Raw genomic sequence first — 16,432 nt, forward strand, 5'->3', positions numbered from 1 at the left:
CCTGGCAAACATTCTTAATTTAAGCCACGCTCGATTGAGCGAAGGCTTTCAATATTTGAGAACTCGGATGTGCTGAGAGGCTTACAAGCTTATTTGCAAGAGCAACTGGAAGTAATGCGTTCTCGAACATGTCGCAATGCAGTTGTTCTACATGAGTCAAAATTGCATGTAGATTCGGAATATCAGCTGCGGCAGGTGTCTTCATCAATTTTTTAACGGGTAGTGAAACGACATACATCTGACCATTTCGCGACCGAAAGATTATCTTGTGTCCGTAGTACGAGGTCGCAGCGTAAGGGCGTACTGGATCCTCATCTCCAGGAGAAATATGCCGGTAGATGTATTCATCGCTGAGCAGAAGGATCGAGCCGCGGGGCACTAACTCTTGAATAGAGGCGGCGTGTTCAACGAACGCCCCACTCTTTTCCAATCCCGCCATGAATAAATTGTGTTGATCGAACAGCCAACCATTCAACTCTAGGCTCAATTTGTGCATCGAGGCTGTTACCCCGAACCAGCCAGTTGGTCGATCAATAATGAAAAGTACCTGGCTGAGTGCGGCCGAATTCTTTCGGACAAGATTTCGAATGATGTGCAGCAATACGAGATGCTCAATTACGCCTGAGACATAACCCGCCACGCCTGAAGCTCCAGTTTCTTCTTCAACGCGCTCATGTAAGCGAAAAACATCGCTCAAATAGATTGGCTTCTTCGTTATTGGGCATTCAAAAGCGAATGCCGCGGTCATGTCGGCCTCATTAAGACTCACGGTGCCATCAGCGCCGTGTGGGTTGCTCCCAAGAATCCATTTTTTATCGTCCTCAGTGCGCGCGCTCTTATATTTTCTAAAAACAAACCAAGCTAAGGTGTCTAGCAAACTCAGGTCTTCGCTCAATTTCTCCTTAGCAAGAAATTCATACAAAGTCTTGCGCACAGACTCTCGAAGCGACGCACAATCTTTTCTGCGTGCCCCACGCGTAGCGAGAGGTAACTTCAATCGATCAATATTTTTTAGCTTCTGCATGTCTTCTGGCGCGACATGTCTTGAAGATTCGAGCGCTATGAGGTCTTCAATACGAAAGTGCAGCGCACCAAACTGAAAGAAATGCATTGCGGCCGAGGGATATCCTTCGCGCAGCGGTACCTCCGTATAGCCACCGTCAACTGCAACAACATGTTGAATTGAGGTCTGGGTCGGCACGAATTTACACAGCAGCTGTTCCAGAGAAACGTTGTCACTTTTTGGCGGTAAGAACAAACCTTTGAGTGACTCCTTGACGCTCTCATCATTGATAATGTGATGATGTGAAGATTTGCTGGCTCGCTCATATGGCTTAGGGCCATTGCTCGAGTAACTCACTTCGACTCTCCTGGCGCAGCCGCAAACTTATCGACTTGCACAGGAACGACAAATGCGTTTGAATAGGTTTTAACCCGAACAAAGCCTTTGTCGGTATCTTGACTAAAGCGCACCAAACTGTCACTGAAATCACTAAAGTCGTAATACTTACGTAACTCTCGAATTTCGTCCTCATTGTTGAGGTGAGATATAAACCAATTTTGAGTTGCCTTTAGAATATTTCCGCTAACCGAGCTAACTTCCTGTGTAGCGTAGACAAGTCCAAGGTGTAGCTTAGCTCCCTCTTTTGCCAATCGGTTGTAGATTTGACTGAGATCCTTGTCTTCTTTTTTTGGAAATAGATTATGTGCTTCCTCGAAATAAAACTGAATGAAATTGTTAGGCTGTGCGGAAGTAAAGCGACTCATCGCATCGCGAAATACCTTGCGCGTAATGCGCTCAGAGTACATGCGTTGTAGCTCCTCATCGCCGCTGGACAAATCGGCAATGACGATGCGTCCAGCGCGCAAGGCCGCGAGGATGTCGTCTTCAAACGGCGTCATCGAGACATTGGTGTGCTGGGGGATTATCGGCTTAAGATTGCGATATCCCGTGCAATCAACTTGTCCACCCGAGCTTCGGCAGCGTGTGAGCATTACAAGCAGGGCCTTTAAATCATCATCGGCCCATTCGCGCGCATTTTTTTGTTTGTATTTTTGTCCGAATTGAGAATTGTCATAAATTGCCCAAAAGGCCTCCCACCAATTTGCGGCGGCTTCAAGTTCGAGCCCATTTGATGGATCGATCTTACTGTCCACCTCGCCGCGGACGTCGACAGAAGCGGTGAACGTTATTTTCATCGAAGCGGGCGGCTTAAAACCCGCCCTATATAGCATGCAATGATAGACAGCGACTCGCCGATCGAAGCGTGCTTTAGCAGATGGGTTAGTGTCGTAATCCGTGGGCTTCTCTAGAAAAACGGAACGAAAGCTCGTCATGTATTTTGAAGAATCATCCGCCACCGTGGGGTGTGTCTTCAGTAACTCCAGGCCAGCTTCTACTTCTTTGTAGAAATTCACTTTCATAACCTTGAATCCAGGTTTTTCGACTATGGAATAGCGGTCGGTCTTGTTCTTATATATCTCGAAAATAGCGGTGCCTTCATCCTGAAGATTTTTGTTAGCGTATTCTCCATTCATATCAAAGATTAATTGACCGATGGGATACTTTGGTGTCTCACCCTGAAAGGGTTCGAGAATTTCTTCTGCGGACTCTTTAGTGCCATTAAGTTGCATGCCTGCCATTACGCTCATCTGCTCATTGGCCTGAATAATTTTCTTGATGCTGTTGGACTTGCCAGTCCTAGTCATACCAAATAGCGCTGTGCGCTTGCCGGCAAAATCCTTGGCCTTTACGTACATAGGTACATCGGCTTGAGCCGCGGCAAATCGACGGCTCGAGCTATAGCGTATTTTCCCTATCCGAATATCTCCCTGGCCACCAGGCACTCCTGTATCGCGGTAGTTGACGATGAAAGTCAAAAGATCATCGGACGGTTTAATTACTGAATAATTGTGGGCAGAATAAAAATTTTCGACATCGGCGCCAAAACGAAGTTTGCTCGCATCGTCAAGATAAAAACACCCGAGAATACTGCAACGTACGCCAGAGAACCCGAATTCATATCGAGAATACTGATCGAGCTGGCTTTGTTGATTGGAGCCAGTGCGTATATGATCTTTGTAGTATTCGACCATTGAACTAACCACTTCTCTGTCGGTGGGCAATTCAGCTGGCTCGATCACACGAAGAAGCACCGCCTCTTGAAGGTATTTTTGTTGTGGGTCGCAGTCGTAATAGGCAAGAAGAAAACAGCCCTGCGGAATCCCATGAGCTTTTTCCTTCCATGCGTCTGCCATCAATACCGAAGAATCGACGTAGGACATCTTGAAAGGGCGCCCAACGAAGGTGCCTGTATCCCACTCCCATTTGCCTCCGTCTTGCTTGCGTTTAAAGAAGTCCTGTTTGGTAATGGCGTCTGTGATGCTCATGACTTTTCTTTCACTGAACGAAATATGGGATCGCTAAATCGTAATTTTGATTGCGCAACAAAATTGTCTTGCGCATCGATGGCCACCCATCGTCGTTTCGACAGGGCTGCAGCAAAACCCGTTGTATTACTGCCGGCAAAAGGGTCCAGCACCAAATCGCCTTCGTTGGTCAAGTATTCAATGAAGAAGGAAGCCAGTCCTACCGGCATGCGAGCTGGATGAGGAGTAATCTTCAGCCGTTTGCATTCGCGATGAAAATGATCTTTAGAGGCAGTATTAGAAAGAGAAAATGCGTTGGGCAGTCTTACATCGCGACCACTTTGCATGGCTTCAAGCTCCAGAAAATTATGCGCGATAGAACCGCCCCGATCATTCAAAAATCCCTTTGAACTAACCCTATGCTCTGACGGACGATCGCCGGAGTTGTAGGATCCGCGCTTGAGCAAACTTTTCATCGCGTCGCTATAAGGGCGCAATACTTTTTGATTGTCGGCTTTGGGGTAATCGGTTTTGGCCAGCCACCAAACATGAGTGAAGCTATCTACTGTTCTAAGTGGATTGACCGTCACCCACGAGGCTGGAGAAGGCAAGCGCGAGGGGTTATAACAGACAAACTGTTGGACTAAGCGCAAGCCAGCGCCCTCGGCCTTCGTGAATGCAAGTAACGCTTCAAGTGCAAGAAGGCTTTGCACGGGCCGGCCAGGCTCCCAGCTATTTCCCAACTCAATCACAATTGATCCGTCAGGCGTCAATAGTTTTGCGAAAATTGGAGCGAGAGATTCCACCCACTTTAAATACTTGTCTCCCGTTAGATTCCCATAGCTCTTTTTTTCGTTTAATGGGTAAGGAGGGGATGTCAGAAGTAGTTGGACACGACCATGCAAGCGTTCGAAGGCTTTTGATTGCAATACTTCCAACGAGTCACCCACGTAGTAGCTACCGTCTTTAGCGGTATACGCACGAGACCGTGTAGAGGGAAGGATTAGAGGAGCCAGAGGGCTCTGTTTCTTTTTTTTCTTCTCGGGCATATCAGAAGTAAGTTTTTTTGCAGCTCGCGATTTTCTGGTTAACGCAATTTGTCAATCAAGAAAAATAATGTTTCAAGCAAGAAGATTTACCGTCGCGGAAGTTTTTTTCAAATCTCCTCACTCGCTCTTTTTTTACTTGCCTCTATCACCCTCCAGAATCAACAGGACGAGGTTTACGCCGGTCCCTCGGCCAAGCGACGCTTACGATTCGCGCAGTAGTTATTTCGCCACGCAGTTCAGTGGCATTAATTTGCATATACAGGGTCTTTCGCCCCCATTCTGCCTCTTTAAGTAATTCTCGATGTTGGGCGGTTATGGTTTCCGTCCCCAAGGCCGCAATGAATTCACCGCTACGATCGCCGCCGGCAAGCCAGAGACGCACGTTTTGCTCCTGTTGCCAATCTATCTTGAAGATTCGGTAATTTCCATTCAGCTGAATTTCTTTGGCTCTTTGTCTTGAAGCCGTGGAAATCGACCTCACAACAGCATTGCTCATTTCAATGCCATTAACTTCGAGGGTTTTGGCATCTCCGACACTGCGCAGAATTTCTCGTCTGCTTTCATCGAAATCCTCTTGCGCAGCCCGAAGCCTTGGCTGCTCCGAAAGCGCTCGCGTCACCACTTCCAATCGCTTAGTTTCTTCTTGAGAGAGTGAGAGAGTTTTCCTGAACTCAATGTCTGCCTTCTTTTCTTCGGCGCGGTCTTTAAGGAAAGATTTCAATAAAATTGCGCTCCCACCAATAAAGGCAATCCCTAAAACCGTAACGACAATTTCTGTGGACGACATTTTTCCCACCAATGCGGTTGTGAGTTTTTCTGCAAATTCACCCACATTGATTTCCATCAGTGAGCTGCCGCGCTTTACTTTGGCTTTGAATTGAATATCTTGACGTTCATCAGCTGTTAAGACTCTGGCATTTCCGCTATTATGAACGAATCGCGCATATGCCCGATTCATGGCGTGCTGTATTTCAACCAAGGCCCCTGCCATATCTGGGGTAATTGTGCTGTCGTAACCTTCCCCCTTTGCGCGTATGCTGAGAATTGGCCAATTCGAAAAAACTATTTCTATGTCTTTCCCTTCGAATTGACCGGCTAACGCGCGCTCTAAATAAGCTGAAGCTTGGTTTTCGTTTTCGATCCGAAGAACTCTGCCCACCGCCATGTTGCTGCCCTCCCGGCTTTTTGATAGGGGGCATGCTACATCATGTAATAAAAATTAGGTCTTGGGACTTTCAATGACGCGCGTTGTCCAGCGTGCAGTAATGGGGCGCTCGCGCGCCGAGCTAAATGCGCGTGGCGTGTTGTAAGAGCGGTTGTGGCGGATGAGTCCGCATGCCGAACTCGAGTGGCGCGCGCCTGACGCGCTGTGGAAGTTGCTTCCACTTGTCTCGAGAGGCACTACTGAAAAATTCCCCGCGTCCAAACCTTCCCGAGGAGCTGAACGTTAGGAGATTGCTCTTATGGCATTGTTTGGAGCTAGCCGTAGCAGCTGGCTCATGACGTGCGCATAGAAAAAGCCCCTGACTCTTGCAAATCAGGGGCTTTCAATTTGGTGCCGGAGAGATGAATCGAACACCCGACCTTCTCATTACGAATGAGCTGCTCTACCGACTGAGCTACACCGGCGAAGCCTCAGATTATAGCCACCTCATCAGGCCTTTTCGGCGTGGTACTGGGTCAAACGCGCAACTTCGTTACGCGAACCCAACATCACGCTCACCCGCTCGTGCAGCTTGGTGGGCTTCAAGTCCAGGATGCGCTGCTTGCCGTTGGTGGCCGCGCCGCCGGCCTGCTCGACCAGCCAGCTCATCGGGTTGGCCTCGTACATCAGCCGCAGCTTGCCGGCCTTTTCGGGCTCGCGCTTGTCCCACGGGTACATGAACACGCCGCCGCGCATCAGGATGCGGTGCACGTCGGCCACCATGCTGGCAATCCAGCGCATGTTGAAGTCCTTGCCGCGCGGGCCTTCCTTGCCGGCCAGGCATTCGTCGATGTAGCGCTTCATGGGCTCGTCCCAGTGGCGCATGTTGCTCATGTTGATCGCAAATTCCTTGGTGTCCGCCGGAATCTGGATGTCCTGCTGCGTCAGCACGAAGCTGCCTTGCTCGCGGTCGAGCGTGAACATGTCCACGCCGTTGCCCACGGTCAGCACCAGCGTGGTCTGCGGGCCGTAGATGCAATAGCCGGCGGCCACCTGTTGGGTGCCGGCCTGCAGAAAGTCGGCCTCCTGCACGCCGGGGGTGTCGTCGGGCTTCTTCAGCACGCTGAAGATGGTGCCGATGCTCACGTTCACGTCGATGTTGCTGCTGCCGTCGAGCGGGTCGAACATCAACAGGTATTCGCCTTGCGGGTAGCGGTTGGGCACCACGTAGATGCTGTCCATTTCCTCGCTGGCCATGGCCGCGAGGTGGCCGCCCCATTCGTTGGCCTCGATGAGCACTTCGTTGGCGATGATGTCCAGCTTCTTCTGAATCTCGCCCTGCACGTTCTCGCTCTCGGCGGTGCCGAGCACACCGCCCAGCGCGCCCTTGTTGACGGCCTGGCTGATGCTCTTGCACGCGCGTGCCACCACTTCGAGCAGCAGCCGCAGCTGGCCGGGAATGAGGCCGTCGGCGCGTTGCTTTTCGACGAGGTAGCGGGTGAGGGAAATCTTCTGGGTCATACGGTGTGTGCTTCCTGGATGGGGTTCGAGTCGGTGTGTTGTGTCGTGGTGGCGGCGGGGGCTGTCGGTGGGGCCGGCGCTATTCGGTGTTGTCTTCGGGCCAGGGTGCGCCCAGGTCGTAGGCAATGCGCATCGCAATGTCGGTGGTGGCCTTGGCCAAGCCCTCGTTCAGCAGCTTGCCGTCGTTTGCGAGCCACAGCGCGCGGCGGGTGCTGCGCTGGGTGTTGGCGTCTTTGCCGCGCAGTTCTTGCTTGAGCGAAGGGCCGGCGAGGTCTGCAAGGCTCACGGCGGAGCGGTAGGCGTACTCGTGCCACAGCGTGCGTTTGTCGGGCGAGCCGATGCGCACGGTGGCGCGCACCACGGCTTCGTCTTCGTCGTCGGACACGTTGGCCCAGCCTTCGACGACGGTCTGTGCGCTGTCGGGGTTCAGCGGGCTACCCCTGAACATGCTGGTGGCGGGCTCGCGGTAGGTGGCGTTGCGGTAGTTGGGACTGGTGCGCAATGCTTTCTCAAGGCGGGCGCTGAGCTGGGGCGCCAGCTCGTAGTTGCCGACCACCTTCAGGTAAAGGGCCGATCGCGATTGGATCTCTTCCTGCACCGAGGCCTGGTAGCGCAGGTTGGCCGCGCCGGTTGCGCCGCCCACGGCCATGGCGCCCAGAATGCCCACGCCCGGAATCGCCGCCATGCCGGCGCCGATGACGCGCATGCGTTTGGAGCCGGCGTCGGGGTCGCTTTCCACCTCGACGCCGATGCCGGGCACGACGACCTGCACGGTCGAGCCGGGGAGGGTGGCGAGCTGCGAGGTCCTGATCCACGGCTGGCGCGAGCTCCCGCCCGCACCGCCTGCGCAGCCGGCGAGCGCCGCGCACAGCAGCACCGTCGTCAGCGCAAGCGCCGGACGAAAGGGCACGCGCAGCCGCAGATGCAGCATTTGCATGCGCCTGCCCTGCGGCAGCGCAGGCCGATTCGGGTCTTGCTCAGTTGCCGGCGAGTGCACGCGTTACGACCTCATGCGTGTCTTTGCTCAGGTCCGGCCGGGCGGCCACGCGCGCAATCGCTTCGCGCGCAGCGCTGCGGTACGGCTCGGCCAGCTTGCTCCAGCGGTCGAGCGCGCGCGCCAGGCGGGCGGCCACTTGCGGGTTGATGGCGTCGAGCTCGATCACGCGGTCGCTCCAGAACACATAGCCGGCCGCGTCGGCACGGTGGAATGCGCCGGGGTTGGCGCTGCAAAAACTGAAGATCACGCTGCGCGCGCGGTTGGGGTTCTTGATCGAGAAGTCCGGGTGCTTCATCAGCTGCTTGACCAGCGGCAGGATGTCGCCGCCGCGGTCGGGGGCGCCGGCCTGCAGCGAGAACCACTTGTCGATGACCAGCGCCTCGTCCTTGAAGATGGCGTGGAAGCGCGCGAGCGCCTGCGCCGCGAGCGTGTGGCCCGAGGCCACGAGCGCGTTCAGGGCGTTGAAGCGGTCGGTCATGTTGCCCGCGTCCTTGAAGCGCTGCAGCGTCTTGCCGGGCCACACGGTGTCGCCGGAGGCGCGCGCCGCCAGGCACAGAAAGTTCAGCGCCATGCCGGCCAGCGCGCGGCGGCCCGACGAGCTGGGGTCGGGGGTGTAGGCGCCGGTGTCGTGGTTCTCTTCGTACGTCTGTTCCCAGTCGGCGAAGAGGGCGCTGGCCAGCTGGGCGCGCATGGCTTCGCGCACGATGTGCACGCGCTGCGGGTCGACCACGTCGAGCTGCTCGGCAATGTAGGTTTCCGACGGCAGCGTGAGCACCAGCTCCTTGAAGGCGGCGTCCAGCTGCGGGTTGCGCAGCACGCTGCGCATGGCGTCGATGTAGGCGTCGTTCAGCACCGGGGTGGTGTCGGTGGCCAGGGCGGCAATGCCCTGCAGCGCGGCCCGCAGGCCCAGGCGCTGGCCGGCTTCCCAGCGGCTGAAGGGATCGGTGTCGTTGGCCAGCAGGGTGAGCAGTTGGGCGTCGGTGTAGTCGAAGTCCAGGATCACCGGCGCGCTGAAGCCGCGCAGGATCGACGGCACGGGCTCCGCGTCCAGGCCCACGAAGGTGAGCTGTTCGCCGGCGCGCGAGAGCACCACGGTGCGGGTGCCGCGCGTTACTTCGCTTTCGCCTTCGAGCTGAATCGGCAGCTCGCGCCCGGCGGCATCGAGCAGGCCGATGTTCAGCGGAATGACGAAGGGTTCCTTGCTCGGCTGGCCCGGCGTGGGCGGGCAGCTTTGCACCACGCTCAGCGTGTAGCTGCGGTTCTGCGCGTCGTACACGCCGTGCGCCGCAAGGCGGGGCGTGCCGGCCTGGCTGTACCAGCGCTTGAACTGGGGCAAGAGGCGGGCGAGCTCCGAATCGGGGTTGGCGTCTGCAATGGCCTGTGCAAAGTCGTCGCAGGTCACGGCCTGGCCGTCGTGGCGTTCGAAGTAGAGGGTGATGCCCTTCTCGAAGCCCTTGCGGCCGACCAGCGTCTGCATCATGCGAACGACCTCGGCACCCTTCTCATAAATGGTGACGGTGTAGAAGTTGCTGATCTCGATGTAGCTGTCGGGCCGCACCGGGTGGGCCATGGGGCCTGCGTCTTCGGGAAACTGGGCGGTGCGCAGCACGCGCACGTCTTCGATGCGCTTGACGGCGCGGGCCGATGCGTCGGCGCACAAATCCTGGCTGAACTCCTGGTCGCGGAAGACGGTGAGGCCTTCTTTCAGCGACAGCTGGAACCAGTCGCGGCAGGTCACGCGGTCGCCGCTCCAGTTGTGAAAGTACTCGTGGCCGACCACGCTTTCGATGTTGCTGTAGTCGGCGTCGGTGGCGGTGGCCTGGTTGGCCAGAACGTACTTCGTGTTGAAGATGTTCAGGCCCTTGTTCTCCATGGCGCCCATGTTGAAGTCGCTGGTGGCGACGATCATGAAGCGGTCCAGGTCCAGCGGCAGGCCGAAGCGGGCCTCGTCCCACAGCACCGAGTTGATGAGCGAGTTCATCGCGTGCTCGGTCTTGTCGAGGTCGCCGGCGCGCACGTACACCTGCAGCAAATGTTCCTTGCCGTTGCGCGCTTTGATGCGCTGCTCGCGCGCCACCAGCTTGCCGGCCACCAGGGCAAAAAGGTAGCTGGGCTTGCGGAAGGGGTCGACCCACTTGGCGAAGTGGCGGCCCTCGGGCAGTTCGCCTTCTTCGACCAGGTTGCCGTTGGACAGCAGCACCGGGTAGGCGGCCTTGGCGGCGCGCAGCGTCACCGTGTAGGTGGCCATCACATCCGGGCGGTCCAGGAAGTAGGTGATGCGTCGGAAGCCCTCGGCCTCGCACTGCGTGAAGAAGGTGTCTTCGCTCACGAACAGGCCCATCAGCTTGGTGTTCTTGATGGGGCAGCAGGTGGTGAAGATCTCGAGCTCGAACGCGTCGGGCAGGCCGTCGATGACGAGCTGGTCGCCTTCCATGCGAAACGATGCGCCCTGGCCGTTGACGAGCACGCGCGCCAGGTTGAGCTCATCGCCGTGCAGGCGCAGCGGCTGGCCGGGCACCTCGGGGTTGCGGCGCAGTTGCATGCGGTTGAGCACGCGGGTCTTGGCGGGGTCCAGGTCGAAGGTCAGGTCGACGGTGTCGATCCAGAAGGCCGGCGCGGCATAGTCTTCGCGGCGAACGGCAATCGGTTGCCCTTGGGCATCACGCAGCATCATCGAGTGTCTCCAGAAAATTCGAATGGGCGAGTTCGTTGTAGTCACGAACCGCGGCGATCACATGGGGGCCTGCCAGTTCGGCGGCGCTGTGGGTGCTGCACACGGCCACGGCGCGCATGCCGCCTCGCCGGGCGGCTTCGATGCCGAAGGGGGCGTCTTCAAAAACGATGCAGCGCTCGGGCGCCACGCCGATGCGGCGCGCGGCTTCCAGAAAGATGGCGGGCGTGGGCTTGCCGCTGAAGCCTTCGTCGCCGCCGACGATGGCCAGCGGCAGCGGGTCCATCTTCAGGCGCGACATGGCGAACGCGATGTTGCCCTTGTCGCCCGCCGTGCCCACGGCCACCTTCAGGCCGCGTGCAACGGCGGCCTTGGCGAAGGCGGTGAAGCCGGCGACTTCGGTGAAGTTGTCGCTGAACATGTCGCGGTAGATCTCTTCCTTCTCGTGCACCAGGGCCTGGCACTCGTCGTCGGACAGCGCGCGGTCGAACAGCTCGCGCATGCACTCGGTGCCGGTGCGGCCCGTGGTGCGCGCAAGGATGTCGCTCACGTCCAGCTTGAGGCCGTGGCGTTCGACGAACACGACCCAAGAGCGCGCATGCCAGGGCATGGAGTCGATCATGGTGCCGTCCATGTCGAAGATGAAGGCTTCGACCTTGCCGTTCTTCTTCAGGCTGTTCAGCGTCATCGCTTACACGCCTTGCTTCAGCGAGGCTTCGATGAACACGTCGAGGTCGCCGTCCAGCACCTTCTGCGTGGCCGAGACTTCGACGTTGGTGCGCAGGTCCTTGATGCGGCTGTTGTCCAGCACGTAGCTGCGGATCTGGTGGCCCCAGCCCACGTCGGTTTTGCTGTCTTCCAGCTTCTGCTGCTCTTCCTGGCGCTTGCGCATTTCGAAGTCGTACAGCCGCGAGCGCAGGCGCTTCCACGCCACGTCGCGGTTGCTGTGCTGGCTTCGGCCGTCCTGGCACTGCACGACGATGCCGGTCGGAATGTGCGTCAGGCGCACGGCCGAGTCGGTCTTGTTGATGTGCTGGCCGCCCGCGCCGCTGGCACGGAAGGTGTCGGTGCGCACGTCGGAAGGGTTGATGTCGATCTCGATCGAATCATCGATTTCCGGGTACACGAAGATGCTGGCAAAACTGGTGTGGCGGCCGCCCGAGGAGTCGAACGGCGACTTGCGCACCAGGCGGTGCACGCCGGTTTCGGTGCGCAGCAAGCCGAAGGCGTAGTCGCCTTCGATCTTGATGGTCGCGCCCTTGATGCCGGCGGTGTCGCCCGGGGTTTCGTCTTCGATCTGCGTCTTGAAGCCCTTGCGCTCGGCGTACTTGAGGTACTGGCGCAGCAGCATGCTGGCCCAGTCGCAAGCCTCGGTGCCGCCGGCGCCGGCCTGGATGTCGACAAAGGCGTTGAGCGGATCGGCCGGGTTGTTGAACATCCGGCGGAATTCGAGCTGCTTGATGTCGGCTTCAAGCGTGTCGGCGTCATCCGAGATGGCCTGCAGCCCGTCCATGTCGCCGTCGGCCTTCGACATTTCGAAGAGCTCGGTGTTGTCGGAGAGACCGTTGGTGAGGCGGTCGAGCGTCACGACCACGTCGTCGAGCGACTTCTTCTCCTTGCCCAGTTCCTGGGCCTTCTTGGGGTCGTTCCAGACGTTCGGGTCTTCGAGCGATGCGTTGACTGTCCTCAGTCGTTCAGCTTTGGCATCGTAGTCAAAGATACCTCCGTAAATCGACCGTGCGGGCGCTCAGGTCCGCGAGCATTGCGCCGATTTGGTTGATTTGTTCTGCGTCCATGGGGTGTCCTGACTGTGTGAGGTTGGTGTTCGGGGGAACCGGCCATTTTCTCATGCTTGGGAAACCTTCCTTGCACAGGCCCTGTATTGCTCCTTCCCCCTCTGGGGGAAGGCTGGGATGGGGGCGCGGCGGCGCTCGAAAAAACGGTGCATGTGCAAAGGCCGCGAGCCCCCACCCCAACCCTCCCCCGGGAGGGGAGGGAGCAAGTCAAAGGCAGAGCGCGACCCCGTTCTCCGCATTTCACTTTCGAGCTGCCGGTCTGAATTCCGGTTGGGTTTCCGCTTGCACTAAGCCAAAAGGCTTTGCCAATCAACGAGCTATCGGAACTGATCGCACGTCGATTTTCCGGTTCGGGTTTCGGTTTTCTCTGGATTCACCAAAAGCAAAAATCCCCCTGGACGCGTCGCGCGCGCACAGGGGGCAAGGGGGAATCTGCTCAGGTCAGAACGCCGGCACCAGCGACCCCTTGAACTGCGCCTCGATAAAGCTCTTTACCTCCGCCGACTGATAGGCGGCGACGAGGCGCTTGGCCCACGGCTTGTCCTTGTCGGCGCGGCGCACCGCGATGAGGTTCGCGTACGGGCTCTTCGGCGATTCCTTGATCACCGCGTCCTTGTTCAGCGACAGGCCCGCCTTCTCGGCGTAGTCGTTGTTGATGGAGGCGATGGTCAGGTCGTCCAGCGAGCGCGGCAGCTGGGCCGCGTCGAGCGCAATCAGCTTCAGCTTCTTGGGGTTGGTCACCACGTCCAGCGGCGTGGCGTTGTTGTTCTTCACCGCTTCGGGCTTGAGCGTGATCAGGCCGGCCTGTTGCAGCAGCAGCAACGCACGGTTGCCGTTCGACGGATCGTTCTGGATGCCGACCGAAGCGCCGTCGGGCAGCTGGTCGATCGCCTTGATCTTGCGCGAGTAAAAGCCCAGCGGCGCGGTGATGGTCAGGCCCACGGGCACGATGTCGAAGCCGCGCGCCTTGTTCTGGTTGTCGAGGAAGGGCTGGTGCTGGAAGGCGTTGGCGTCCAGATCGCCCGAGGCGAGCGCTGCATTGGGCAACTGGTAGTCATTGAACACCACGACCTGGATGTTCAGACCGTCCTTGGCGGCAACTTTTTTCACCACTTCGAAGATCTGCTCGCCGTTGCCGACGGAAACGCCGACCTTGAGCGTGTTCTTGTTGTCCTGCGCGAAGGCGGTGCCGCCGGCAAAAAGAGCGGTGGCCAATGCGGCAAGGGCCAGGGTGCGGCGGCTGAAAATGCTGTGCATGTTGTGGTGCGAAATCAAAAAAAGGGAAGGCGCGAATGTGGCACTGCCTCACCGTTTTGAGAACGAAGCAATCCGCATATCTTTATGGCGCGACCGATGTGCGACTTGCGGCGCTTATGTGATTTCGCGCATAAGCAAGCGAGGATTTGTTCGTTCCCTTTGGCTGCTTTTGTTTTCATACTCGGCACCTTTTTGCGAACTCCGCGACCGCGCTTTCACGCGGGCAGCGCCTTTTCTCCATGACCCACCCTTCGCCTGATGCGGCCCGCGGCAACGCGGCGCCGGTCATCCGTCTTCAATCGGTGCAGAAGTCCTTTGCCTTGCCCAGCGGCGAGGTGTTCGACGCCGTGCAGTCGCTTTCGCTCGACATCCACCAGGGCGACGTGTTCGGCCTGATCGGCAAGAGCGGCGCCGGCAAATCGACGCTGCTGCGCCTCATCAACCTGCTGGAGCGGCCCGATGCCGGCCGCGTGCTCGTCGGCGGGCGCGACCTCACCACGCTCTCGCGCCGCGAGTTGCGCGACACGCGCCAGAACATCGGCATGATCTTCCAGCAGTTCAACCTGCTGCAGAACGCCACGGTGTTCGACAACGTGGCCTTCCCGCTGAAGATCCACGGCCGGCACTCCAAGGCCGAGATCAATGCCCGGGTGCGCGAATGCCTCGACCTGGTCGGCCTCGCCGAGAAGATCGACACCTACCCGGCCCAGCTCTCCGGCGGCCAGAAGCAGCGTGTGGCGATCGCCCGCGCGCTGGCACCGCGCCCGCAGGTGCTGCTGTGCGACGAGCCCACCTCGGCGCTGGACACCGAAACCACCCGCGCGCTGCTCGAAACGCTGCGCGACATCAACCAGAAAATCGGCGTGACCATCGTGATCGTGACGCACGAGCTCTCGGTGGTCGAGGTGCTGTGCCGCAATGTGGCCATCCTTGAAAAGGGGCGGCTGATCGAGCAGTTCGCTGTTGTCGATGCGCCGAGCGAAGAGCGCAAGACCGCGCTGGGCCGCGAGATCGACCAGCTGGTGCGCCGCCGCGAGCGCGAGGCGCGCCTGCCGGTCGAGCCGCGTGCCCTGTCCGCCGCGCGCACTGCCGAGGAGGTGGCCTATGTTTGAAAACATCGCGCCCATCCTTCCCGAGCTGTGGGTCGCCACGGGCCAGACTTTCATGATGCTGGCCATCGGACTCTCGGCCGCGGTGCTGATCGGCGGGCCGCTGGGCATCCTGCTGTTCCTGCTGGGGCCGGGGCAGTCGCTGGAGAACAAGCCGGCGTTCCTGGTGCTGAACTGGCTTGTGAACACGGTGCGTTCCTTCCCTTTCATCATCCTGCTGGTGGCGCTGGTGCCGTTCACGCGGGTGATCGCGGGCACCTCCATCGGGCCGCTGGCGGCTGCGGTGCCGCTGTCGTTCGCCGCCATTCCGTACCTCGCGCGCCTGGTCGACCAGTGCCTGCGCGAAGTGCCGCGCGGCGTGATCGAGGCGGCGCATGCCATGGGCGCCTCGGAGCTGCAGATCGTCGGCCGCGTGCTGCTGGTCGAGGCCCGTTCGGGCCTGGTGCTGGCGCTGACGGTGCTGGCCGTGAGCTTTCTCTCGTACTCGGCGGTGGCCGGCGTGGTGGGCGGCGGCGGCATCGGCGACCTGGCGATCCGCTACGGCTACTACCGCTTCCAGACCGACGTGATGGTGCTCACCGTGGCACTGCTGGTGGTGCTGGTACAGATCCTGCAGTTCGTGGGCAACACCACGGCGCGCAGGCTGGACAAGCGTTGATCTTTTCCTTTCCCCTCACTTTGCTCATTCCATGAAAACCGCATTGCTGCGCCGCTCCGTCCTCGCCATTTCCCTCGTCGCGCTGTCGTTCGGCGGCCTCTCGCTCGCGCAGGCGCAAGACGCCAAGAAGAACCTCGTGATCGGCGGCACCGCCGGCTCCAACTATGACCAGCTGAAGTTCGGCATCGTGCCCATCCTCGAGAAGAAGGGCTACAAGGTGAAGCTGGTCGAGTTCAACGACTACGTGCAGCCCAACCTTGCGCTGGCCCAGGGCTCGCTCGACGCCAACTTCTTCCAGCATCAGGTCTACCTGAAGAAGTTCTCGGCCGACCAGAAGCTGGACCTCGCCGAACTGGTGCAGGGCCCGATCGCGCCGCTGGGCATCTACTCGACCAAGCGCAAGACGCTGGCCGATGTGAAAGAGGGCGACCGCGTGACGCTGCCGAACGACCCGAGCAACCTGGCGCGCGCGCTGGTGCTGCTGGAGCAGAACAAGCTCATCACCATCAAGGCCGGCGTGGACCCGATCCGCGCGTCTGAAAAGGACGTGGCCGAAAACCCGAAGAAGCTCAAGTTCATTCCGCTCGAAGCCGCACAGCTGCCGCGCTCGCTGGGCGACACCGAGTACGCCATCGTCAACGGCAACTTCGCGATCTCCTCGGGCCTGAAGCTCACCGAGGCGGTGGTGCTGGAGAAGACGCCGGACTACTACCTCAATGTGGTGGCCGTGAAGAGTGCGGACAAGAACTCGGCATGGGCCAAGGACATCGTCGAGGCTTATCGCTCGAAGGAATTCAAGACGGTGGTCGATACCAAGTTCCAGGGCTACGCCAAGCCCAGCTTCCTGCAGTAACCAACTCC

General features: G+C 58.7%; 13 protein-coding genes and 1 tRNA gene. 3 read left to right on the forward strand and 11 right to left on the reverse strand.

Annotated elements, in window-relative coordinates; genetic code table 11:
- Window positions 1-19 precede the first annotated feature (19 nt).
- The 11 genes from ABIC90_RS17600 to ABIC90_RS17650 form a co-directional block, all read right to left on the reverse strand.
- A complete protein-coding gene (locus ABIC90_RS17600) occupies window positions 20-1,360 on the reverse strand; it encodes a hypothetical protein (protein ID WP_354356184.1) in 1,341 nt (446 codons plus the stop codon).
- A complete protein-coding gene (locus ABIC90_RS17605) occupies window positions 1,357-3,390 on the reverse strand; it encodes an ATP-binding protein (protein ID WP_354356186.1) in 2,034 nt (677 codons plus the stop codon). Before ABIC90_RS17605 ends, ABIC90_RS17600 begins: the two co-directional genes overlap by 4 nt.
- Window positions 3,387-4,307 (reverse strand): site-specific DNA-methyltransferase, encoded by a 921-nt coding sequence (locus ABIC90_RS17610; RefSeq protein WP_354356188.1) that lies wholly within the window; start codon window positions 4,305-4,307, stop codon window positions 3,387-3,389. Before ABIC90_RS17610 ends, ABIC90_RS17605 begins: the two co-directional genes overlap by 4 nt.
- Before the next feature lie 256 nt (window positions 4,308-4,563).
- Window positions 4,564-5,583, reverse strand: a complete 1,020-nt coding sequence (locus tag ABIC90_RS17615; RefSeq protein WP_354356190.1) for a hypothetical protein — start codon at window positions 5,581-5,583, stop codon at window positions 4,564-4,566.
- Between the two features lie 388 nt (window positions 5,584-5,971).
- Window positions 5,972-6,047, reverse strand: a tRNA-Thr gene (locus ABIC90_RS17620).
- A 25-nt stretch (window positions 6,048-6,072) separates the two neighbouring features.
- Window positions 6,073-7,083: a class 1 fructose-bisphosphatase gene (locus ABIC90_RS17625; RefSeq protein ID WP_354356192.1), complete on the reverse strand. Its 1,011-nt coding sequence runs from the start codon at window positions 7,081-7,083 to the stop codon at window positions 6,073-6,075.
- A gap of 79 nt (window positions 7,084-7,162) precedes the next feature.
- On the reverse strand, window positions 7,163-8,020 hold the full coding sequence (locus tag ABIC90_RS17630) for a hypothetical protein (RefSeq protein ID WP_354356194.1): 858 nt from the start codon (window positions 8,018-8,020) through the stop codon (window positions 7,163-7,165).
- Window positions 8,021-8,060: 40 nt separating this feature from the next.
- Window positions 8,061-10,754, reverse strand: coding sequence for an aminopeptidase N (gene pepN, locus ABIC90_RS17635; RefSeq protein ID WP_354356196.1), 2,694 nt, complete (start codon window positions 10,752-10,754; stop codon window positions 8,061-8,063).
- The gene (locus ABIC90_RS17640) at window positions 10,741-11,439 is read right to left on the reverse strand and encodes an HAD family hydrolase (RefSeq protein WP_354356198.1); all 699 of its coding nucleotides are present in this window, start codon (window positions 11,437-11,439) and stop codon (window positions 10,741-10,743) included. Before ABIC90_RS17640 ends, pepN begins: the two co-directional genes overlap by 14 nt.
- A gap of 3 nt (window positions 11,440-11,442) precedes the next feature.
- A protein-coding gene (prfB, locus tag ABIC90_RS17645; protein ID WP_354356200.1) for a peptide chain release factor 2 occupies window positions 11,443-12,547 on the reverse strand; the annotation gives its coding sequence in 2 pieces (ribosomal slippage) (window positions 11,443-12,465 and window positions 12,467-12,547; 1,104 coding nt in all).
- A 441-nt stretch (window positions 12,548-12,988) separates the two neighbouring features.
- Entirely contained in the window at window positions 12,989-13,804 is an 816-nt protein-coding gene (locus ABIC90_RS17650) for a MetQ/NlpA family ABC transporter substrate-binding protein (RefSeq protein WP_354356202.1), read from the reverse strand.
- A gap of 239 nt (window positions 13,805-14,043) precedes the next feature.
- Between ABIC90_RS17650 and ABIC90_RS17655 the strand changes: the two genes are divergently transcribed.
- The 3 genes from ABIC90_RS17655 to ABIC90_RS17665 are packed head-to-tail and all read left to right on the forward strand — an operon-like array spanning window position 14,044 to window position 16,424.
- Window positions 14,044-14,916 (forward strand): methionine ABC transporter ATP-binding protein, encoded by an 873-nt coding sequence (locus tag ABIC90_RS17655; protein ID WP_354356205.1) that lies wholly within the window; start codon window positions 14,044-14,046, stop codon window positions 14,914-14,916.
- Entirely contained in the window at window positions 14,909-15,571 is a 663-nt protein-coding gene (locus tag ABIC90_RS17660) for a methionine ABC transporter permease (protein ID WP_354356207.1), read from the forward strand. The genes ABIC90_RS17655 and ABIC90_RS17660 overlap by 8 nt, the downstream gene beginning before the upstream one ends.
- A 31-nt stretch (window positions 15,572-15,602) precedes the next feature.
- Window positions 15,603-16,424, forward strand: a complete 822-nt coding sequence (locus ABIC90_RS17665; protein ID WP_354356209.1) for a MetQ/NlpA family ABC transporter substrate-binding protein — start codon at window positions 15,603-15,605, stop codon at window positions 16,422-16,424.
- Window positions 16,425-16,432: the final 8 nt, after the last annotated feature.

The sequence above is a fragment of the Variovorax boronicumulans genome (assembly GCF_040544675.1).
In the GTDB taxonomy this organism is placed as follows: Bacteria; Pseudomonadota; Gammaproteobacteria; order Burkholderiales; family Burkholderiaceae_C; genus Variovorax; species Variovorax boronicumulans_D.